Source organism: Micromonospora sp. CPCC 206061 (genome assembly GCF_036906915.1).
Taxonomy (GTDB): domain Bacteria; phylum Actinomycetota; class Actinomycetes; order Mycobacteriales; family Micromonosporaceae; genus Phytohabitans.
Genome location: NZ_JBAKHX010000055.1, coordinates 10604 through 30250, shown reverse-complemented (window position 1 = coordinate 30250; position 19647 = coordinate 10604). Strand labels below are relative to the sequence as shown.

22 protein-coding genes are annotated in these 19647 nt (G+C 71.6%); 9 read left to right on the top strand and 13 right to left on the bottom strand.

All coding sequences use genetic code 11. From position 1 onward, the window contains the following. Window positions 1–80: 80 nt before the first annotated feature. Window positions 81–839, bottom strand: coding sequence for an AfsR/SARP family transcriptional regulator (locus V6V89_RS28655; protein ID WP_334622580.1), 759 nt, complete (start codon window positions 837–839; stop codon window positions 81–83). A 226-nt stretch (window positions 840–1065) separates the two neighbouring features. Between V6V89_RS28655 and V6V89_RS28650 the strand changes: the two genes are divergently transcribed. Beyond that, window positions 1066–1455 (top strand): hypothetical protein, encoded by a 390-nt coding sequence (locus tag V6V89_RS28650; RefSeq protein ID WP_334622579.1) that lies wholly within the window; start codon window positions 1066–1068, stop codon window positions 1453–1455. A 75-nt stretch (window positions 1456–1530) separates the two neighbouring features. On the opposite strand, the gene V6V89_RS28645 is transcribed toward V6V89_RS28650, so the two are convergent. The 5 genes from V6V89_RS28645 to V6V89_RS28625 form a co-directional block, all read right to left on the bottom strand. Continuing rightward, window positions 1531–2379 carry an ABC transporter permease gene (locus V6V89_RS28645; protein WP_334622578.1) on the bottom strand — a complete coding sequence of 283 codons (849 nt, stop codon included), beginning with the start codon at window positions 2377–2379 and terminating at the stop codon, window positions 1531–1533. Beyond that, a complete protein-coding gene (locus tag V6V89_RS28640) occupies window positions 2376–3371 on the bottom strand; it encodes an ATP-binding cassette domain-containing protein (protein WP_334622577.1) in 996 nt (331 codons plus the stop codon). The genes V6V89_RS28645 and V6V89_RS28640 overlap by 4 nt, the downstream gene beginning before the upstream one ends. A gap of 28 nt (window positions 3372–3399) precedes the next feature. Then, a complete protein-coding gene (locus tag V6V89_RS28635) occupies window positions 3400–3936 on the bottom strand; it encodes an NADPH-dependent FMN reductase (RefSeq protein ID WP_334622576.1) in 537 nt (178 codons plus the stop codon). A gap of 66 nt (window positions 3937–4002) precedes the next feature. Beyond that, a complete protein-coding gene (gene argG / locus V6V89_RS28630; protein ID WP_334622575.1) occupies window positions 4003–5442 on the bottom strand; it encodes an argininosuccinate synthase in 1440 nt (479 codons plus the stop codon). Between the two features lie 60 nt (window positions 5443–5502). After that, complete coding sequence (locus tag V6V89_RS28625) at window positions 5503–6708, bottom strand: PP2C family protein-serine/threonine phosphatase (protein ID WP_334622574.1); 1206 nt, start codon at window positions 6706–6708, stop codon at window positions 5503–5505. Between the two features lie 71 nt (window positions 6709–6779). Between V6V89_RS28625 and V6V89_RS28620 the strand changes: the two genes are divergently transcribed. Next, window positions 6780–8051: a hypothetical protein gene (locus tag V6V89_RS28620; RefSeq protein ID WP_334622573.1), complete on the top strand. Its 1272-nt coding sequence runs from the start codon at window positions 6780–6782 to the stop codon at window positions 8049–8051. Here V6V89_RS28620 and V6V89_RS28615 read toward each other — a convergent pair. The 4 genes from V6V89_RS28615 to V6V89_RS28600 form a co-directional block, all read right to left on the bottom strand. Then, window positions 7977–9191, bottom strand: a complete 1215-nt coding sequence (locus V6V89_RS28615; RefSeq protein ID WP_334622572.1) for an MFS transporter — start codon at window positions 9189–9191, stop codon at window positions 7977–7979. The genes V6V89_RS28620 and V6V89_RS28615 overlap by 75 nt on opposite strands. A 37-nt stretch (window positions 9192–9228) precedes the next feature. Further along, window positions 9229–9864: a LysE family translocator gene (locus V6V89_RS28610; RefSeq protein WP_334622570.1), complete on the bottom strand. Its 636-nt coding sequence runs from the start codon at window positions 9862–9864 to the stop codon at window positions 9229–9231. 94 nt (window positions 9865–9958) lie between these two features. Beyond that, window positions 9959–10135 (bottom strand): hypothetical protein, encoded by a 177-nt coding sequence (locus tag V6V89_RS28605; RefSeq protein WP_334622600.1) that lies wholly within the window; start codon window positions 10133–10135, stop codon window positions 9959–9961. Beyond that, window positions 10104–11432 carry an aminotransferase-like domain-containing protein gene (locus tag V6V89_RS28600; RefSeq protein WP_334622569.1) on the bottom strand — a complete coding sequence of 443 codons (1329 nt, stop codon included), beginning with the start codon at window positions 11430–11432 and terminating at the stop codon, window positions 10104–10106. The genes V6V89_RS28605 and V6V89_RS28600 overlap by 32 nt, the downstream gene beginning before the upstream one ends. 89 nt (window positions 11433–11521) lie before the next feature. On the opposite strand from V6V89_RS28600, the gene V6V89_RS28595 reads away from it, so the two are divergent. The 3 genes from V6V89_RS28595 to V6V89_RS28585 all read left to right on the top strand — a co-directional run bounded on the left by V6V89_RS28595 (window position 11522) and on the right by V6V89_RS28585 (window position 13184). Beyond that, on the top strand, window positions 11522–12316 hold the full coding sequence (locus V6V89_RS28595) for an alpha/beta fold hydrolase (protein WP_334622568.1): 795 nt from the start codon (window positions 11522–11524) through the stop codon (window positions 12314–12316). Window positions 12317–12430: 114 nt separating this feature from the next. Beyond that, window positions 12431–12868, top strand: a complete 438-nt coding sequence (locus V6V89_RS28590; protein ID WP_334622567.1) for an SRPBCC domain-containing protein — start codon at window positions 12431–12433, stop codon at window positions 12866–12868. Then, window positions 12855–13184 carry an ArsR/SmtB family transcription factor gene (locus tag V6V89_RS28585; RefSeq protein WP_334622566.1) on the top strand — a complete coding sequence of 110 codons (330 nt, stop codon included), beginning with the start codon at window positions 12855–12857 and terminating at the stop codon, window positions 13182–13184. The genes V6V89_RS28590 and V6V89_RS28585 overlap by 14 nt, the downstream gene beginning before the upstream one ends. On the opposite strand, the gene sigJ is transcribed toward V6V89_RS28585, so the two are convergent. Further along, entirely contained in the window at window positions 13181–14095 is a 915-nt protein-coding gene (gene sigJ, locus V6V89_RS28580; RefSeq protein WP_334622565.1) for an RNA polymerase sigma factor SigJ, read from the bottom strand. The genes V6V89_RS28585 and sigJ overlap by 4 nt on opposite strands. 42 nt (window positions 14096–14137) lie before the next feature. Between sigJ and wrbA the strand changes: the two genes are divergently transcribed. Continuing rightward, window positions 14138–14746 (top strand): NAD(P)H:quinone oxidoreductase, encoded by a 609-nt coding sequence (wrbA, locus tag V6V89_RS28575; protein ID WP_334622564.1) that lies wholly within the window; start codon window positions 14138–14140, stop codon window positions 14744–14746. A gap of 146 nt (window positions 14747–14892) precedes the next feature. Here the strand turns inward: wrbA and V6V89_RS28570 are convergent, their stop codons facing one another. After that, window positions 14893–15282, bottom strand: coding sequence for a VOC family protein (locus V6V89_RS28570; RefSeq protein WP_334622563.1), 390 nt, complete (start codon window positions 15280–15282; stop codon window positions 14893–14895). Window positions 15283–15468: 186 nt separating this feature from the next. Between V6V89_RS28570 and V6V89_RS28565 the strand changes: the two genes are divergently transcribed. From V6V89_RS28565 to V6V89_RS28555, 3 genes are read left to right on the top strand one after another with little or no spacing between them, the layout of a single operon-like run. Beyond that, window positions 15469–15867 carry a GntR family transcriptional regulator gene (locus V6V89_RS28565; RefSeq protein WP_334622562.1) on the top strand — a complete coding sequence of 133 codons (399 nt, stop codon included), beginning with the start codon at window positions 15469–15471 and terminating at the stop codon, window positions 15865–15867. Between the two features lie 20 nt (window positions 15868–15887). Then, window positions 15888–16778 (top strand): ABC transporter ATP-binding protein, encoded by an 891-nt coding sequence (locus V6V89_RS28560; RefSeq protein WP_334622561.1) that lies wholly within the window; start codon window positions 15888–15890, stop codon window positions 16776–16778. Then, entirely contained in the window at window positions 16775–17767 is a 993-nt protein-coding gene (locus tag V6V89_RS28555) for a transporter (RefSeq protein ID WP_334622560.1), read from the top strand. Before V6V89_RS28560 ends, V6V89_RS28555 begins: the two co-directional genes overlap by 4 nt. Here the strand turns inward: V6V89_RS28555 and recQ are convergent. Further along, complete coding sequence (gene recQ / locus V6V89_RS28550; protein WP_334622559.1) at window positions 17764–19614, bottom strand: DNA helicase RecQ; 1851 nt, start codon at window positions 19612–19614, stop codon at window positions 17764–17766. The two genes, V6V89_RS28555 and recQ, sit on opposite strands and share 4 nt — an antisense overlap. Between the last annotated feature and the right edge of the window lie 33 nt (window positions 19615–19647).

The following is a 19647-nucleotide window of genomic DNA, read 5'->3' as shown; positions in this document are numbered from 1 at the left end:
AGCGGCCAGCGAAGTGGCCGGTCGCGGCCGGCGAAGTGGCCGGTCGCGGCCGGCAGCTGGCGCGGCGGTGGCAGGGCGAGTCAGGCGCTGGCCGTTGCCGGGTCGAGCGGCGCGTCGCCGTTGAGGACGCCGCGGTGGATCTTGGCGATCTGCTGGCTCGGCTCGATGCCCAGTTCGTCGCTTAGCAGCCGGTACAGCCGCTGGTAGGCCGCCAGGGCGTCGGCTCGCCGGCCGGCCCGGTACAGCGCGGTCATCAGGTGGCCCCAGAGCCACTCCCGCAGCGGGTAGCGAGCCGTCAGGCTCTGCAGCTCGCCGACCAGGTCAGCACCTCGCCGCGTGGCCAGGTCGAGCTCGATCCGCCGCTCCAGCGCGGCCAGCCGCCGGTCGATGAGGCGCGGCGCCTCCACCCCGTCCAGCCACGTCGAGCGCGCACCCTCGAACGGCTCGCCGCGCCACAGCGCCAGCGCCTCCACCAGCGACTGCCGCTCGGCCTCCGCGCCGGTGGCGGCCGCGGCCTCGTCGAGCAGCCGCGTGAACCGCACCGCGTCGACCCGGTCCGGCTCGATGTCCAGGACGTACCCGCTCGGCGCGGTGCGGATGGCGGCGGCCCCCAGCCGCCGCCGCAGCCGCGTCACGTACAGCTGCGCGGTCCGCCGCGCGTCCTTGGGCAGGTCCTCTCCCCACACGGCGGCGGCCAGCCGGTCCACTGTGACCGGCTCACCCGCCGCCAGCGCCAGCACCACGAGCACCGTGCGCAGCCGCCCCGCCGTCAACGTCACCGGGCGACCGTCCACCGACACCTCGAACGGCCCCAGCACAGCGATCCGCACTCCCGCCACCGCATCTCCCCCGTCCGCCACCGCATCTGCCCCGCTTCCGCACAGTCGCGCGTGTTCCACAGTGGCATGCCATCCACCGGTGCGCATACGTCAGGCGTCGTATTCCGTCCGGTTCCTTGGGGCAGCGGTCGGAAAAGTTGGGCTTGCTCGGCATACCCCTGGCTGGTATGTTCCCAGGATCGACATACCATACCCCCCTGGGGTACCCGATCGGGAGGACGCCAGCATGAAACGCCACTTCGTGGAGATGGTCGTCGCGATGTTCGTCAGTATGGGCGTTCTCGCCGCGGCGTGGGCCGGCGCCGAGGCGGTCACCGGGCTGGCGCTTCCCTCTTCGCCCGAGGCGATGGCGCTGCGAATGGCCTTCGACATGTCGGTCGGGATGGTGGTCTGGATGCGCTATCGCGGGCATGGGTGGGCCGCCACCCTGGAGATGGTGGCGGCCATGTCCGCGCCGGCCGTCCTGCTCGCGCCGCTGAGCATGGCGGGCGCCATATCCGGCGGTGTCCTGATGATCGCTACGCACGTCGCGATGCTGCCGCTCATGTTCGTCGTCATGCTCCGCCGCCGCGCCGAGTACGAGCACACCCACGCGGCCGCCCGCCGCGCGCTGTGACAACCGCATGGATCAAGGGCAAACGCACGCGTGCGTTTGCCCTTGATCGACGAAACAGGGTGCGGTGAGGTAGCGCTACTTGCGGTTGTACAGGCGCATCGTCAGCGCGCCGAACACCACCGTGAAGAACACACCCGAGGCGATCACCCAGGTCATCGCCTCGGTGTCCCAGCCGCCGTCCATCAGCGCCCGCACCGCCGCCACCAGGTGCGAGATCGGGTTGACGCTGACGAACGCCTGCAGCCAGCCGGGCATGGTGGTCGGCTCGACGAACACGTTGCTGAGGAACGTCAGCGGGAACAGCACCATCATGCTGACTCCCATCACCGACTTCTCCGTGCGCAGCAACAGCCCGAACATCGTCCACAGCCAGGAGAACGCGAACGAGAACGCCACCAGCACGCCGATGCCGGCAAGGACGCCGAGGACGCCGCCGTCGGGGCGGAAGCCGAGCACGAGCCCGACCAGCAGGATGACCGTGGAGGCCATCGTGTACCGGAACGCGTCGCCGAGCAGGTAACCGACCATCGTGGACGGTCGCCAGATCGGCAGCGTGCGGAACCGGTCGAACACGCCCTTCTGGATGTCCGTGTTGACGGCGATCCCGGTGTACATCGTGATCATCACGACGCTCATGACCATGATGCCGGGCAGCAGGAACTGGAGGTACTCGGTCGTCGAGCCGGCCAGGGCGCCGCCGAACAGGTACGTGAACATCAGCGTCATCATGATCGGGAACGCGGTGACGTCGAAGAGCTGCTCGGGCACGTGCTTGATCTTCAGCATGGCCCGCCAGCCGAACGTCATCGACGCCGACAGCGCGCTCGGGCGCGGTGGATTGGACCCCGGCGCGAGGACCGTGCTGAGGATCTCGGGCGAGAAGGTGTGGGTGGTGGGGGCCTCGGTGGTGGTCGCGGTGGTCATGCCGAAATCTCCTCGTGCCGCGTGGGCTGGTCGGTGGCGGGCTTGTCGGTAAGGGCCAGGAAGACCTCGTCCAGGCTGGGCTGGCCGAGGGAGAAGTCGTCGACCGTGATGCCGGCCTCGGCGAGCGCCACGAGGGCCCGCGACGCCTGCTCGGCCGCGCCGCGCTCGGTCTCGTGCCCCGAGATGCGCGCGGTCAGTGCTACCGGATCGGCGTCCAATTGCACCGGGGCGGAGAGCGCCTCCGACAGCACCCACTCCGCCTTGCCGCGCTGATCGGCGTCGCGCAACCGCACGTGGATCGCACCGCGACCCACCGACGACTTCAGCTCACCCGGCGTGCCCTCGGCGATGACCTTCCCGTGGTCGATCACCGCGATCCGGCTCGCCAGGCGGTCCGCCTCGTCCAGGTACTGCGTGGTGAGCAGCACGGTCGTGCCGTGTGCGACGACCGCGCGCACGATGTCCCACACCTGGTTCCGGCTGCGCGGGTCGAGCCCGGTGGTGGGCTCGTCCAGGAACAGCAGCTTGGGCGTGTTGAGGATGCTGGCGGCGATGTCCAGCCGGCGGCGCATGCCGCCGGAGTAGTTCTTGACCTGCTTGCCCGCCGCCTCGGTGAGCCCGAACGCGTCGAGCAGCTGCGCGCCGCGCTCCTTGGCGGCCGCCTTGCGGTGGCCGAGCAGCCGGCCGAGCAGCACGAGGTTCTCGATGCCGGTGAGGTCCTCGTCGACCGAGGCGTACTGCCCGGTCAGGCTCACCAGCCCGCGCACCGCGTCGGCCTCGCGCAGCAGGTCGTGGCCGAACACCCGGGCGCTGCCCGATTCCGGCCGCAGCAGCGTGGCCAGCATCTTGACCGCCGTGGTCTTGCCGGCGCCGTTCGGCCCCAGCACCCCATACACCGCACCCGCCGGGACGGCGAGGTCGATGCCGTCGACGGCTCTGGTGCTGCCGAACGTCTTGACGAGACCCGAAGTCTCGATTGCGAATTCTGTCATGGTTTCTTCCCCTCAGGACACGTAAGGCTCAGGAAACGTAGGGACGTGCGGCGCGGGCGTCCCGCAGCGCCTCGCCCCACCAGATGAGCTGGTCGAGCATGGTGGTGACGGCCCGGGCGTCATGGGGCAACGGCCGCATCAGGTCCACCCGCACCTCGTCGCGCACCGTCACGGCGTGCAGCTCGGTGAAGACGCACCGCAGTTGCTCGACCGCGTGCACGCCATCGGACCCGCTGCCGTACGACACGAAGCCGACCGCCTTGGCCCGCCACTCGTCGTAGGCGCAGTCGATCGCCTGCTTGAGCGACGCCGGAAAGCTCCGGTTGTACTCGGGTGTCACGACCACGAAGGCGTCCGCGCGCCCGATGCTCGCGGCGAGCGCGGCCATCGCCGGGGTGGCCCGCGCCGGGTACCGGGACGGCAGCTTGTAGTCGATGAGATCGATGACGGCCAGCTCGACCCCGTCGGGCCGGCCGGCCCGCGCGAGGAACCAGCCGGCCACCGTGTCGCCGGCCCGGCCTTCCCGGGTACTCCCGATGATCACCGCGACCCGAAGTGCCGCCATGAGGTCACCCCCTCTCGCCAATAGGCGCGAGAGGGGGTGCGAGATCAGATCTGGCGCTTCGCTAGATCAGTCGGTGCCGGCCTCCATGGCCGCGTTGTCGAGCAGTTCCTCGTCGGCCGTGCCCTCACCGCGCGACGCGATCGCCTCGGCACCACCCTCGGGCATCGCACCGATCAGCTCCGTGCGGGAGGTCGGGGCGCCGCTGATCAGTCGCGGCCCGACGATGCCGAGCCCGGCGTACTGCTCCAGCTTGGCCCGCGAGTCGGCGATGTCGAGGTTGCGCATGGTGAGCTGGCCGATCCGGTCGACCGGGCCGAACGCGGAGTCTTCGGTGCGCTCCATCGACAGCTTGTCGGGGTGGTAGCTGAACGCGGGACCGGTGGTGTCGATGATCGAGTAGTCCTCGCCGCGACGCAGCCGCAGCGTCACCTCGCCGGTGATCGCCGCGCCCACCCAGCGCTGCAGCGACTCGCGCAGCATCAGCGCCTGCGGGTCCAGCCAGCGCCCCTCGTACAGCAGCCGGCCGAGCCGCCGGCCCTCGCTGTGGTAGCTGGCGAGCGTGTCCTCGTTGTGGATCGCGTTGACCAACCGCTCGTAGGCCGCGTGCAGCAGCGCCATGCCCGGCGCCTCGTAGATGCCCCGGCTCTTGGCCTCGATGATCCGGTTTTCGATCTGGTCGGACATGCCGATGCCGTGCCGGCCCCCGATCGCGTTGGCCTCCAGCACCAGGTCGACGGCCGTGGCGAACTCCTTGCCGTTGATCGTCACCGGCCGGCCCTGCTCGAAGCCGATCGTGACGTCTTCCGGGGCGATCTCGACGTCCTGGTCCCAGAACCGCACGCCCATGATCGGGTTGACGATCTCGATGCCGGTGTCGAGGTGCTCCAGTGACTTCGCCTCATGGGTGGCGCCCCAGATGTTCGCGTCCGTGGAGTACGCCTTCTCGATGCTGTCGCGGTAGGGCAGGCCGTGGGCGAGCAGCCACTCGGACATCTCGGTGCGGCCGCCGAGCTCGGTGACGAAGTCGGCGTCGAGCCACGGCTTGTAGATCCGCAGCGACGGGTTGGCCAGCAGGCCGTACCGGTAGAACCGCTCGATGTCGTTGCCCTTGAAGGTGGAGCCGTCGCCCCAGATCTGTACGCGGTCCTCCAGCATGGCGCGGACCAGTAGCGTGCCGGTGACCGCCCGCCCGAGCGGTGTGGTGTTGAAGTAGGCGCGGCCGCCGGACCGGACGTGGAACGCGCCGCAGGCGAGGGCCGCGAGGCCCTCTTCCACGAGGGCCGCCCGGCAGTCGACCAGGCGCGCGACCTCCGCGCCGTACGCGGTGGCTCGGCCGGGCACCGACGCGATGTCGGGCTCGTCGTACTGGCCGATGTCAGCGGTGTAGGTGCACGGCACGGCGCCCTTCTCGCGCATCCACGCGACCGCTACAGAGGTGTCGAGGCCGCCGGAGAAGGCGATCCCGACACGTTCACCGACAGGCAGGGAGGTAAGCACCTTGGACACGGTCAGAAGTATATGCGCTCGACCGCATGACGATGCAAGCCACCCCCGGTGTGCCGTGCGCTACGGCCTCCGGATCGCGAGCAGGGCGACGTCGTCGGTCGGCAACTCGGCCGCCACCGCCGAGATCACGGTGGCGCACACGACCTCCGCCGGCCCCGGCTCGACCGCCAGCCGCAGCCGCTCCAGCCCCAGGTCGATGTACTCGCCGCGCCGCTCCACCAGCCCGTCGGTGTAGCAGACCAGCACCGCCCCGGCCGGCAGGTCGACCGTGGTGGAGCGCCGCCGCTCCGGCCGCCCGGTGCCCAGCGGCAGGTCGGTCGGCACCCGCACCATCTGCGCCTCGCGGTCCAGCGGCGCGAGCACCGGCGGCGGGTGCCCGGCGAGGGAGATCACCACCTGCTCCCGATCCGGGCTGATCATGCCGTACAGGACAGTCGCCAGGCTGCCCGCCTCGAAGTGGTGAATCTTGCGGTCCAGCCGGGCGAGGGCGTCCGCCGGGTCGTCGCACTCCAGCGAGTACGCCCGCAGGGCGCTGCGCAGCCGCCCCATCACCACGGCGGACGGCAGGCCGTGGCCGGACACGTCGCCGATGACCACGCCCAGCCAGCCGGACGGCAGGTGGAAGACGTCGTACCAGTCTCCGCCGACGCCGGTGTCGTGGCCGGGCAGGTACCGCGCGGCCAGCTCCAGCCCGGGCACCCCCGGCAGACGGCTGGGCAGCAGGCTGCGCTGCAACGCCAGGGCGGCCATCCGGTCGATCTCGCTCGTGCGGACCTGCGCGGCCAGGGTCGCGCGCTCCGCCACGAGCTGCAGCAGCTGGATGTCGCCCTCGCTGAACTCCCGGGGGGCCAGCGATCCCACGTGCAGCACGCCGACCAGCTCGCCCGCCGCGAGCATCGGCACGCCAAGCAGCGACGACAGGCCCTTTTCCCGCAGCAAAGGATTGGCGATGTCGGCCACCGAGAGGTCCGGAATCACCACCGGCGTCCGGTCGCGCGCCACCCGCCCCGCGAACCCGCGGCCCACCGCTAGCCGGAACCCCTGCTCGACCTCGACCTCGAGGCCCTTCGCGGCGGTCGCGACCAGCTGCTGGGCGTGCGCGTCCAGCAGCAGGACCACCGCGGTATCGACGTCCATCAGATCGCACACCCGATCGAGGAGCACGTCGAGCAGATCCTGCGAGCGCAGCTGCGACAGCGTGGCGTCGGTTATGGCCTCGATACGGCGCAACCGCTCATCGCTACTCGAACCGCGCGATCTGATCACCGCATGAGCCTATCGGGCAGCGCGCAACGCGGGTCACGAGCGGGTCACATCTGCCGAGTACATTCTCGGCCGTGGCGAAGGCGGACAGGAAGCACGGCTCGGTGCACGTCGCGGCGGTGATCGGAGCGATCGCCGGTGCGAGCATCGCCGCAGGCCGGGGTGGGTGGGCGATCCTGGCCGGCGCGCTCGCCGGTGGGGCGCTGCTCGCGGTCGCCGAGGCCGTCGCCCGCTCGCAACAGCACCCGAACGAGTTACCCCCGCTGTGGTCGCGCATCCTGGCAAGCGGCGCGGTCGCGGCGCCGCTGGGCTGGGCGCTGGGCGCGCTGACCGGCGCCGGGCCGCTCGTGGTCGCGCTCGTCGCCGCTACCGCCGCCGGCGCGCTCGGCATCCGCCCGCAGAAGGTGGCGCTCGGGCCGGTCGTCGGCCTCGGCGCTGGGCTGGTGTTCTGGACGGCCTGGCCGTCGGCGCCGGCCGCCGTCGCCGCCGCGGCGGCCGTCGTGGCTTTCCGGTCGCTCGCCGCAGTCCTGTTCCGCGACGCGCAGGTCGAGCTCCTCGCCGAGGCGGTACCGCCGGAGCGGCTCCCCTTCGTCGTACCGCTGGCCGCGCGCACCGCGTATGTCGGCACCGGGTACGTCAAGGAGCTGGCCGAGACGCTCGGCGGCCACTATCAGCCGGACGCGGCCGATGTGGGCATCGTGGCGTCGCTCGACGAGCTGGCCGGGCCCGGCTTCGACCCCGCTGGCGTCGACCCGCTGGTGCGCGAGTTCTACGAGCACACCACGCGGTTCGCCCTCGACATCGTGCCGCACTGGCGGCTGTGGGTGCGCCCCGGCTACCTGCTCTACCGCACGCTCGTGGCGCGCCCGCTGGGCCAGGCCAGCGTGCCCATGAACCAGCGCGAGGCGCAGCGCGGCGTGCGCAGCCGCATCGACACGATCAGCGACGCGCCCGGCGGTGTGGTGAGCGTGCGCGGCTGGATCCGGTCCTTCGTGGACACCGACGAGCCGATCTACGTCGGCATCTACACGACCTACCGGCGCGACGGGCACGGGTACGTCAGCGTGGGCTTTCCGGTGCCGGAGGGCAGCTTCACCGCGACGCTCGCGCCGCGCCCGCGACCGGGCGGCGGCCTGGTGCTGACCAGCCGCAGCGAGCTCGACCAGCCGGGCCACTACCTGACCTATGTGGACGCGGGCAGTGGCGAGCTGACCACCCTCGCGGTGCACGGGTTCGCCGAACACCTCGACGTGTGGGCCGAGGGCGGCGAGCTACGGGCCGAGCACGCGTTCGCGCTGTTCGGCCTGGCGTTCCTGGTCCTGGAGTACCGGATCCGCCGGAAGTAGCAGGCGCTCACCGAGCAGCACCGCCACCGCCGCGGCGACCAGCAGCGCGCCGGCGAGCGCCACGCTGCGGACGCCGGCGGTGTCCACCAGTACCCCGCCCAGCAGCGACCCGCCGGCGATGCCCGCGTTGAACGCGGAGCTGATGCCGGCGCTGGCGATGTCGGTGCTGCCGGGCGCGATCCGGAGCGTCCGGTTCTGGATGGCGGCGGCCATCGCGCTGAACGACACCCCGTAGATCGCGAGGGCGACCACCATCGCCACCGGGACGGCGCCGCCGGCAGCCATGATCGCGAGCGCGGTGGCGATAGCGCCCAACGGCACGGCCACCGCCGCCCACGGGTGGCGGTCGAGGTACCGGCCGACCGCGACCGCGCCGACGGCACCGGACAGGCCGATCACCACCAGCAACGGCCCGAGCGCGGTCGGCTCGAACCCGGTGACGTCGAGCAGGAACGGCGTCACGTACGTGTACGCGGTCAGCGCCCCGGTCACGCCGAGGCCGCAGGCGATCACCAGGATCACGTACCGCCGCCGATCGGGATGGATGCCCCGCGCGGCGCCACCGTCGCTCGGCGCGACCGTCGGCACCAGTGCCGCGACCGCGACACAGGTGGCCAGCCCGGCGGCGGCCATGACCAGGAAGGTGACCCGCCAGCCCGCCTGCTGCCCCAGCCACGTGCCCGCCGGGATTCCCAGCACCGGCGCCAGCGAGGTGCCGATCGCCAGCCGCCCGATCGCCCGGCCGCGCACCTCCGGCGGGAACAGGCCGGTCGCGGTCGCGCCGACCACCGACCAGAACAGCGCCTGGGTCAGCGCGACCAGCAGCCGGGCCACGAGCAGCACCCAGTAGCCGGGCGCCACCGCGGTCAGCACGACACCGGCGACGAACACGCCGAGCGTCACGGTGAGCAGCAGCCGGCGCGGCACCCGCCGGGTGAGGTGGGTCAGCGGCAGCGACACCAGCACCACGACGAACGCGTATCCGGTGACCAGCAACCCGATCTCTGACGGCGAACGGCCCAGGTCGGCGGCCATGACGGTGAGCAGGCCGATCGGCAACACCTCGGTCGTCACGTAGACGAACGTCCCGACCGACAGGGCCGCGAGCGCGCCGTTGGCACGCCGGTTCGAGACCACCATGTCGACTCCAGTCAAACCGCAAACCTGACCCAATGCGTCAGCGCGTCGTGGTGGCCAGGCGCAGGCCCAGGGCGACGAGCACGGTGCCGCTCACCGCTTCGAGCCTGCGCCGGATCCGCGGCCGGCGGAACCACGCTCCGGCCCGGCCCACCGCGGCGGCCAGGGTCAGGTAGAAGGCGGTCTCGACGAGCACCTGCGCGGCGGCCAGCAGCGCGGTGGTCGCCAGCAACGGCCGGTCCGCCGGCACGAACTGCGGATAGAAGGCGACCATGAACACGGCCGCCTTGGGGTTGGCGAGCATGACCACGACACCCTCACCGAACGCCTTCCACCAGCCCTGCCGGCCCATCGGCGGCAGCGCCTCCTCGGCCGGCGCGGGGTTGCGCCACGCCGTACGCCACGCCTTGACGCCCAGGTAGATCAGGAAGGCGGCGCCGGCCACACGCAGCGCGATGAACGCCGCCTCGGACGCGGCCACGATCGCGGCGAGCCCGGCACCCGCGCAGAGCGCCCACATGTAGAGGCCCGCTTCGAGGCCCAACACGGTGGGCACCGCGGCGCGCAGGCCGTGCAGCGCCGCCCGCCGGAAGATCAGGGCCATGGCCGGCCCCGGCGAGGCGGAGATGAGCAGTACCGCCACGACGAACCCGGGCAACAGAGCGACAAGATCCATCAGCCGATCCTGCCGCACCTCGGCCATGGCCTCAACGGGATTGCCCGCGCCTCACCGCCACGCCTGGTGCACGACCCGCCTCTCTCCTGCGCCGCTACACGGTGACGCGGACGTCGTCGACGCCGGCCTCGACGAGGCTGGCCGTGCTCGCGTCGGCCGCCTCGATCAGCACGCGCACCGACTGCCCGGCGCACGCCGCGAGGCTCCACGCGTGATCCTCCTTGATCAGCGCCCTCGGGTCACTCCGGCGCGGCGTCCTCCGGCGCGGCACGGGCCAGTCCGGCGAGCACGTCCAGGGCGCTTTCGAGCGCGTCGTGCGCCGGTGTACCGAGGGCGATCCGTACGGCGTTCGGCGCGTGCCCCGAGCCGACGGCGAACGCGGCCGCGGGCGCGACGGCGATACCCCGGCGGGCGGCGGCGGCCACGAACGTCTCGGCCCGCCACGGGTCCGGCAGCTCCCACCAGCAGTGGTACCCGCACCGGTCACCGTGGACCCTGAACCCGGCGAGCCGCTCGGACACGGTGCGCTGCCGCCGCTCGGCGTCGACCCTCTTGGCCCGCCCGATCTCGGCGGCGGTGCCGTCGGTCAGCCACTGCGTCGCCGCCTCCAGCGCGTACCGCGACGCCGTCCACGCGCCCGATCGCAGCGCCGACGCCACCGCCTGCTCGCTACCGTTCGGCGGCACGACGAACCCCACGCTCAGGCCCGGTGCCAGTCGCTTGGACAGGCTGTCGACAAGGTAGGTGCGCTCGGGCACGAGAGCGGCCAGCGGCAACAGGTCGGGACGGAGGAATCCCCAGATAAAATCCTCGATCACGGGCACACCGGCGGTCCGCACCCGGTCCGCCAGCCGTGCCCGGCGCTCCAGCGACATCGTGGCCCCCGTCGGGCTGTGGACCGTGGGCTGCAGGTAAACGGCGCGCAGCGGCAGCGCGTCGGTCAGCGCGTCCGGATCGAGCCCCGTCTCGTCCATGGCGAGCGGCACGAGCCGGATGCCGAGGCGGGAGGCGATGCCCTTGACGACCGGGTAGGTGAGCCGCTCCACCCCGAGCCGTTCGCCGGGCCGTACGAGGGCGGCCAGTACCGCGGCGATCGCCTGCCGCCCGCTGCCGGCGAAGAGGATCTGGCCAGGGTCGGGCGTCCAGCCACCGCGGGTGAGCAGCGCCGCGACCGCGTCCCGGGCCGCCGCGGTGCCGGCCGCGCCGGCCGCCCGCAGGCCGGCCGCGAGCACGTCCGGGCGCAGCATCCGGGTCAGCCCGGCGGCCAGCATCTCGGCCTGTTCGGGCAGGGTCGGGAAGTTCAACTCCAGGTCGACGCGGGCGCCGCCGGGCTCGGCGAGCGCCGGTTCGGGACCGGGTGTTGCCGCGCGCACGAAGGTACCCCGGCCGACCTCGCCGGTCGCGAGCCCGCGCCGGACAAGTTCGCCGTACACGCGGGACGCCGTGGAGGCGGCGATGCCCCGATGCGCGGCGAACCGGCGCTGCGGCGGCAACCGCTCCCCCGCACGCAGGTGCCCCGCGGCGATGTCCGCCGCGATCTCGTCCGCGATCACCCGGTAATCGTCCATCATTGCTCCGAGATCAATTCTTCTATTGCACCGAGATAGTGCGACCAATAGCATCGAGATGTCAAGGCGGGTGCGGGGGAGGGCTGGCGATGAGCACGGTGACGCTCGGGGACATCACCATCGGGTACGACGACAAGGGCAGCGGTCCGCCGCTGGTACTGATCCACGGCCACCCCTTCGACCGGTCGATGTGGACACCGCAGGTCGAGGCGTTCGCGGCGCGCGGCTGGCGCGTGATCGCTCCCGACCTGCGAGGCTACGGGCAGAGCACAGTGGTGCCCGGCACGACGGCACTGGGCGACTTCGCCCAGGACATCGCCGCGCTGCTCGACCACCTCGGTGTCGACCGCTTCGTGCTCAGCGGCCTGTCGATGGGTGGTCAGATCGCGATGGAGTGCTACCGCCTCTTCGGCGAGCGCATCCACGGTCTCGTGCTCGCCGACACCTTCGCCGCGGCCGAAACCGACGAGGGCAAAGCGTGGCGCAACGCCCTGGCAGACCGGTTGCTGCGCGAGGGCATGGCCCCGTACGCCGACGAGGTACTGTCCAAAATGGTGGCACCGCACAACGTCGCCGCGCAGCCCGCCGTCGCCGCACAGGTGCTCCGGATGATGCGCGGCGCGCCGCCGGCAGGGGCGGCGGCAGCGCTGCGCGGGCGGGCCGAGCGCCCCGACTACCTGCCGCTACTGCCGACGGTCACGGTGCCCACCCTGGTCGTGGTCGGCTCCGACGACGAGTACACGCCGGTCGGGGACGCCGAGATCCTGCACAAGGGCATTCCCGACGCCACCTTGGTGGTGATCGCCGGCGCCGGCCACCTCCCCAACCTCGAACGCCCGGCAGAGTTCAACGAGGCCATGAACCACTTCCTGACCCACCTCTGAGCCGAGATCAGGAGGAGGGCTACGCGGACGCCAGCGGCCAACGGAGGGGTTGACGCAACCGTCCGATTGCCATATGTTCATAGCAACCCGATGGTTGCTATTTGAGGAGACGTCATGGCATTCCCCGACCGCATCGAGCGCACCCTCCAGCTCAACCACGCGCCTGAGCGCGTCTGGCAGGCGCTGACCACCGTCGAGGGCCTCGGCACCTGGTTCGGCCAGAAGGCCGAGGTCGACCTGCGCGTCGGCGGCCAGGCCAAGCTCACCTGGGACAGCGGCGACACGGCCACACTAACCATCGAGCGCGTCGAGCCGCCGCGGGTGTTCGGCTACAGTTGGCCCGTTTACGGCCTTCCCGAAGGCGATCCGCGCCGCACCTACGTGGAGTTCACATTGGAGCCCACCAGCGCAGGCACCACGCTGACGATGGTCGAGACCGGGTTCGGGCAGCTGCCCGACGCCGGCGAGCACAAGCGGGCGCACTCGGCCAACACCGACGGCTGGACCCACGAACTGGGCGAGCTGGTCGCGTACCTCGATGGCCGACTCTGACCCCGAAGCGGTCGCGCAGGAGGTCTTCGCCGCCCTGGCCGATCCGAGCCGGCGAGGCATCCTCGCCGCGCTCGCGGCCGGTGGGCCGGCCACCGCGACAGACCTGGCCGCCCGGCTGCCGATCACCCGGCAGGCCATCGCCAAACACCTCGCCCTGCTGGCCGAGGCGGGGCTGGTGGTGGCCGAGCCGGGCGAACGGCGCCGGGTCCGGTACCGGCTGGACTCCGGGCCCATGAAGGTGGCGCAGCAGTTCCTCGCCGCGCTCGCCCGCGACTGGGACGGCCCGCTCGCCGCCCTGCGCCGCGAGCTGGGCTAGGCCCAGGGCCGGAGCTTCTCGGGGTTCCGCACCGCCCAGATGTGCCTGATCCGGCCATCGGCGACGTCGAACGCCATCACCGTCACGGTGACGCCGTCCTGCTGGACCACCAGGCCGGGCTGGCCGCTGACCGTACGCTCAAGAATCGCCAGGTCGGTCTCCCTGCCGGCCAGATCGGCGAAGTAGCGCGCCACCCGCTCGCCGCCCTCGACCGGGCGCAGCTCGGCGCTGACGAGGCCCCCGCCGTCGCCGATGGCCGTGACGTCGGGATCGAGGAGGCCGATCAGGGCCTCGATGTCCCTGGCCTCCCAGGCCAGCTTGAAGTCCCTGACGACGTCGGCGACCTGGGCGGCCGGGGGCGCTGGCGCTGGCGTCCGCGACGCGCGAATGCGGCCGCGGGCCGACGACGCCAGCTTGCGGCACGCGGCCGGCGTCCGGCCCACGATCTCGGCCACCTCGACGAAGGTGTACCGGAAGACGTCGTGCAGGATGAACGCCACGCGCTCGGCGGGTGTCATGGATTCCAGCACGACGAGAAACGCCATGTTTATCGACTCGTCGAGGGTTACCCGGTCGGCCGGGTCGGCGGTGGCGCGGCTCGACCGACCATCGATCCACTCTGTACGGTCGGGCAGCGGCTCCGGGATCCATTCGCCGACATAGCGCTCCCGCCTCGCCCGCGCCGAACCGAGCAGGTCGAGGCAGACGCGACTGGCGACCGTCGTCAGCCAGCCTCCCGGATTGCCGATGGCGTCCTGCTCCTGCCGCGACATCGCGTACCAGCGCGCGTACGTCTCCTGAACGACGTCCTCGGCGTCGGCCAGTGAGCCGAGGAGCCGGTAAGCGAGATTGATCAGCCGGCGCCGCTCGCTCACTATCGCGCTCAGGCCCGGATCGGGCTGCGTGCTCATCGTGTCGCCTCACACTTCGGTGGACTGTGTCGTCGTACTGACATGGAACCCGTAAACGCCGCGATCATCTACTACAGCGCGACCGGCACCGTGCACGCCCTGGCGCGCGCCGCCGCCGAAGGCGCGGAAAAGGCCGGCGCACACGTACGACTGCGCAAGGTCGCCGAAACGGCCCCACCGCAGGCCATCGACGCCCGGCCGGAGTGGGCCCGACACCTTCGGGACACCGCCGGCGTCGTCGAGGCCGGCCTCGACGACCTGGAGTGGGCAGACGTGGTGCTGTTCGGCACGCCCACCCGTTTCGGCAACCCGGCCAGCCCGCTCCGGGCGTTCATCGAAACCACCGCTGGCCTGTGGTTTCACGGCAAGCTCGCCGACAAGGTGTACTCGGCCTTCACCGCCTCCAACACCGCGCACGGTGGACAGGAATCCACCATCCTCGCGCTGGGAAATACGTTCTATCACTGGGGCGGCATCATCGTGCCGCCCGGATACACCAATCCCGTGCAGTTCCAGATGGGCAATCCATACGGCACCTCCCACGTCGCCGGCGATGGCCCACCCGGCGATGTGGCCCTGGAAGCGGCCCGCTACCAGGCCCGGCGCGCCGTCGACACCGCGGCCGCGCTCAAGGCGGGCCGCGCCGCCTGAGCCGAAGGGGAAGGAGACACCGATGAGCGACCTCCGGGCCATCGCCGACCGCGTCGAGATCGAGGCGCTGCGCGCCGAGTTCAGCGAGGACTGTGCGTGGCGGATGCCTCACATCGACGTCGAGCGCCCCTTGCCAGGGGCGCCGGTCAGGCGGCGGTGGTGGCCTTCCACAGGTAGCCGTCCGGGTCGCTGAAGTAGCCGAAGTACCCGCCCCACTCGGCGGCGGCCGCCTCCCTGACCACCTCGCCGCCGGCGGCCGCCGCGGCCCGCATGACCTCGTCGACCGCGTCCCGGGAGTCGGCGATGAAGTGGAACGAGACGCCGCGGAACCCGGTTCCCTCCGCGGAGACGCCCGCGTCCTGCGCCGCCGCCTCCCAGTCGTACAGCGCCAGGCTCGAGGACCCCTCACCCAGCCGGCACCTGACGAAGCCGGGGTAGTCCTGCTCGACCTCGCAACCCAGGCCGTCTACGTAGAACTTCTTGGCGCGCTCCACGTCCTTGACGCCGAGCATGATGACGTTCGCCTGTAGTGACACCGTTTTCCCCCTTCTGTTACGAGACAGGCTAGGAGCCGAGTATGCCGACCGGCTTCTCCATTCCTGACCGGTTACGCCAGTCGGCGCGTCACCGCGGGCGGTCACAGCGCGTAACGACGCGGGAATCTTGACGCCTACCTGTCCTATTGTTCTACTGTCGTAGGACAATAGGAAGGGACGCCGCGAGTGATCGAGTTCGTGCTGGACGGCCGGTCGAAGGTGAACACGTACGTGCAGCTCGTCCAGCAGGTCAAGCAGGCCCTACGGGTCGGCCTCCTGGTCCCCGGCGACCAGTTGCCGAAGGTGCGAGACGTCGCGCAGTCGCTGGCCATCAACCCGAACACCGTGTTGAAGGCGTACCGGGAGCTGGAACACGAAGGCCTCGCGGAGGGCCGGCCGGGCGTCGGCACGTTCGTCAAGGGGACGCTCGGAAACGCACCCCTGTCGGGCCAGGCCGAGCTTCGCGACGACCTGGTGGCGTGGGTGCACCGCGCCCGCGACGCCGGGCTGACACCAGACGACATCACCGCACTGGTCCAGACCACCATCCGCGCGAGTTATCCGCGGCAAGAGGGGCACGCGTGAACAGAACGAGAGGACCGGGGATGGAGTACGTGCTGGAGACAGACCAGCTCGGCAAGCGGTACGGCAGCAGGTGGGCGGTGCGGGACTGCACGCTGCGCCTGCCCGCCGGCCGGGTCGCCGCGCTGGTCGGGCCGAACGGCGCGGGCAAGAGCACGCTGCTGCACATGGCGGTCGGCCTGCTGCGCCCGGACGCCGGCGCGGTGCGGATCCTCGGCCGCTCCCCGTACGGCGACACGGAGGTGCTGTCCGAAATCGGGTTCGTCGCCCAGGACACCCCGCTGTACCGGGACTTCACCGCCGCCGAGCTGGTCACCATGGGCGGCAAGCTCAACCGCCGGTGGGACGCCGCGCTGGCCCGCACCCGGCTGGCCCAGCTCGGGCTGCCACCGGATCGGCCCGTGGGCAAGCTCTCCGGCGGGCAGCGCGCCCAGGTGGCGCTCGCCCTGGCGCTGGCGAAACGACCCTCGCTGCTGTTGCTCGACGAGCCGGTCGCCAGCCTCGACCCGCTGGCCCGGCGCGAGTTCCTACAGGCGCTGATGGGCAGCGTCGCGGAGACCGGCGCCACCGTGCTGCTCTCCTCGCACATCCTCGCCGACCTGGAGCGCACCTGCGACTACGTCGTGGTGCTCAGCGCCTCCCAGGTGCGGCTGGCCGGCCCGACCGACGAACTCGCCACCAAATACCGGCAGCTCATCGGGGCCCGCCACGACGGTGGCCCGATCGGCGGCGTCGCGGCCGTCGTGCGGGCCAGCCACACCGACCGGCAGTCGACGCTGCTGGTGCGCACCGACGGGCCGATCACCGATCCGACGTGGACGGTGCGGGACGTGAGCCTCGAAGACATCATCCTGGCGTACCTCGCCGACAGCGACACCCGCGCCAGCCACACCGAGTGGGGAGTACCGGCATGATCTGGCTGACCTGGCGGCAGCACCGCAAGCAGGCGCTGTACACGCTCGCCGGCCTGCTGGCCCTGGCCGCGATGATCGTGCCGACCGGCCTGGCGATGCGGGACACGTACGCCGACAAGGGATTGCCGGCGTGTTTCGAGGGGCTGAAAGGCGGCAGCCTCGCACCGGAGGCGAGCATCACCTGCATGCGCGCGCTCGACGCGTTCAACGACCAGTACGCCAGCCTGACCTTCGCGGGCGTGCTGCTACTGGTCCTGCCGCTGCTGGTCGGGCTCTTCTGGGGTGCGCCGCTGGTCGCCCGCGAGACCGAGCAGGGCACTCACCGTCTGGTGTGGACGCAGGGCGTCAGCCGGCGGCACTGGGCGCTCGTCAAGGTCGGTGCGGTGGGCGGGTTTACGCTCGCTGTGGCCACTGTGTACGGTCTCGGCACGACGTGGTGGATGGAGCCGCTGACCCAGACCGGGCTGCTGAGCCGGTTCGAATCCGGGCTCTTCGACATGCAGGGGATCGCGCCTATCGGATACACGCTCTTCGCGGTCGCGCTCGGCGTGTTCGCCGGCACCGTGTGGCACAAGGTGCTGCCCGCGATGGGTGTCGCACTCGCCGGGTTCGCCGGGCTGCGGATCGCCCTGACCCTGCTGGTCCGGCCCCGTTACATGCCCGCGAAGGTGCGCACCTACCCGGTGGAGGGCAGCACTGGCGAGCGGGGCAACCTGACCGGCGACTGGGTGCTCGCCAAGCAGGTGCGCAACCCGGACGGCACCGTCGCGGCGACGAACGCCGAAGTGGCCTGCCCACCGGGCGTCTCGGGCCCGGGCGGCAGCCCGTGCGGCAGCGGCCTCGGCCTCCAGGCCGGCGCCTACAACTGGCAGCAATACCAGCCCGGCGACCGCTTCTGGCTCTTTCAGAGCATCGAGACCGGCATCTTCGTAGCGCTGGCCGTCGTGCTGCTCTATCTCGCGATCCGCCGGGTCCGCCGCATCGCCTAGCCGCCCGTCTCGTTCGCCAACGTGTCGAGGATTTGCTGGCCGAACTTGGCCAGCTTATTCTCGCCCACACCGCTCACCGTGCCCAGAGCGGCGAGGCTCGTCGGCGACTCGGTCGCGATCTGGCGCAGCGTCGCGTCATGGAAGATCACGTACGCCGGCACCCCCTGCTCCTTCGCGGTGGCGGCCCGCCAGGCGCGCAGCCGCTCGAAGACCGGTGCCGCCTCGGGCGGCATCTCCATGGCCGCTGTGCCGCCAGACGCGCGCGGCTTGGCGACCCGCGCGGACGCCGTGCGGGGCGCCTCGCGCCGCAACCGCACCTCGCGCTCCTTGCGCAGCACGGCACCGCTGCCCTCGGTGAGCGCCAGCGTGCCGTACTCCCCCTCGACCGCAAGCAAACCCTGCGCCAGCATCTGGCGCACCACGCCCCGCCACTCGCTCTCGCTCAGCTCCGTGCCGATGCCGAATGTGGACAGTGAGTCGTGGCGGTGCTGCACCACCTTGTCGGACTGCCTGCCCAGCAGGATGTCGATGGACTGCCCGGCGCCGAACTTCTGGCCGCGCTCGCGGGCCAGACGCAGCACAGTGGACAGTAGCTTCTGCGCGGCGACCGTGCCGTCCCACGACTCCGGCGGCGCGAGGCAGGTGTCGCAGTTGCCGCAGGCGGCGCTCTGCTCGCCGAAGTACGCGAGGATCTGCGTGCGGCGACACTCGACCGTCTCGCACAGCGCCAGCATCGCGTCGAGGTGCGCGGCGAGCACCCGGCGGCGCGACAGGTCGCCGTCTGAGCTGTCGATCATCTTGCGCTGCTGCACGACGTCCTGCAGCCCGTACGCCAGCCAGGCGGTCGACGGCAGCCCGTCGCGCCCGGCGCGCCCGGTCTCCTGGTAGTAGCCCTCGACCGAGCGGGGCAGGTCGAGGTGCGCGACGAACCGCACGTCGGGCTTGTCGATGCCCATGCCGAACGCGATCGTGGCCACCATGACGAGGCCGTCCTCGCGCAGGAAGCGGGACTGGTGCGCGGTGCGGGTCGCCGCGTCGAGCCCGGCGTGGTACGGCAGCGCGGTGATCCCGTTCTGCGTCAGGAACTCGGCGGTCTTCTCCACCGACGCGCGCGACAGGCAGTAGACGATGCCTGCGTCGCCGGCGTGCTCGGTGCGCAGCAGGGTCAGCAGCTGCCGGCGCGGCTCGTTCTTCGGCACGATCCGGTACTGGATGTTGGGCCGGTCGAAGCTCGACACGAAGTGCCGGGCCTCGTCGAGCTGCAACCGGGTCGCGATCTCGGTGCGGGTGGCGCTGGTCGCGGTGGCGGTCAGTGCGATCCGGGGCACCTTCGGCCACCGCTCGTGCAGCATCGACAGCGCCAGGTAGTCGGGACGGAAGTCGTGCCCCCACTGCGCCACGCAGTGCGCCTCGTCGATCGCGAAGAGCGATATCCGGCCGCGGTCGAGCAGAGCTCTGGTCGATTGCGAGCCGAGCGCCTCGGGCGCCAGGTACAGCAGATCCAGCTCGCCGGCCACGAACTCGGCCTCGACCAGCCGGCGCTCGGAGAAGTCGAGCGTCGAGTTGAGGAAGCCGGCGCGCACCCCGAGCGCCCGCAGCGCGTCGACCTGGTCCTGCATGAGCGCGATCAGCGGCGAGATGACCACGCCGACGCCCTCGCGCACCAGCGCGGGAATCTGGTAGCACAGCGACTTGCCGCCGCCGGTCGGCATCAGCACGAGGGCGTCGCCGCCCCCGGCGACATGCTCGATGATCTCCTGCTGCTCGCCCCGGAAGGCGTCGTAGCCGAAGACCCGCCGCAGTGTCTCCGCCGCGTCGCGGTTGACGTCGAGATCGGTAGGCGCCACCCGGCGATAATACGAGCCGCCCGGGCGCGGCCG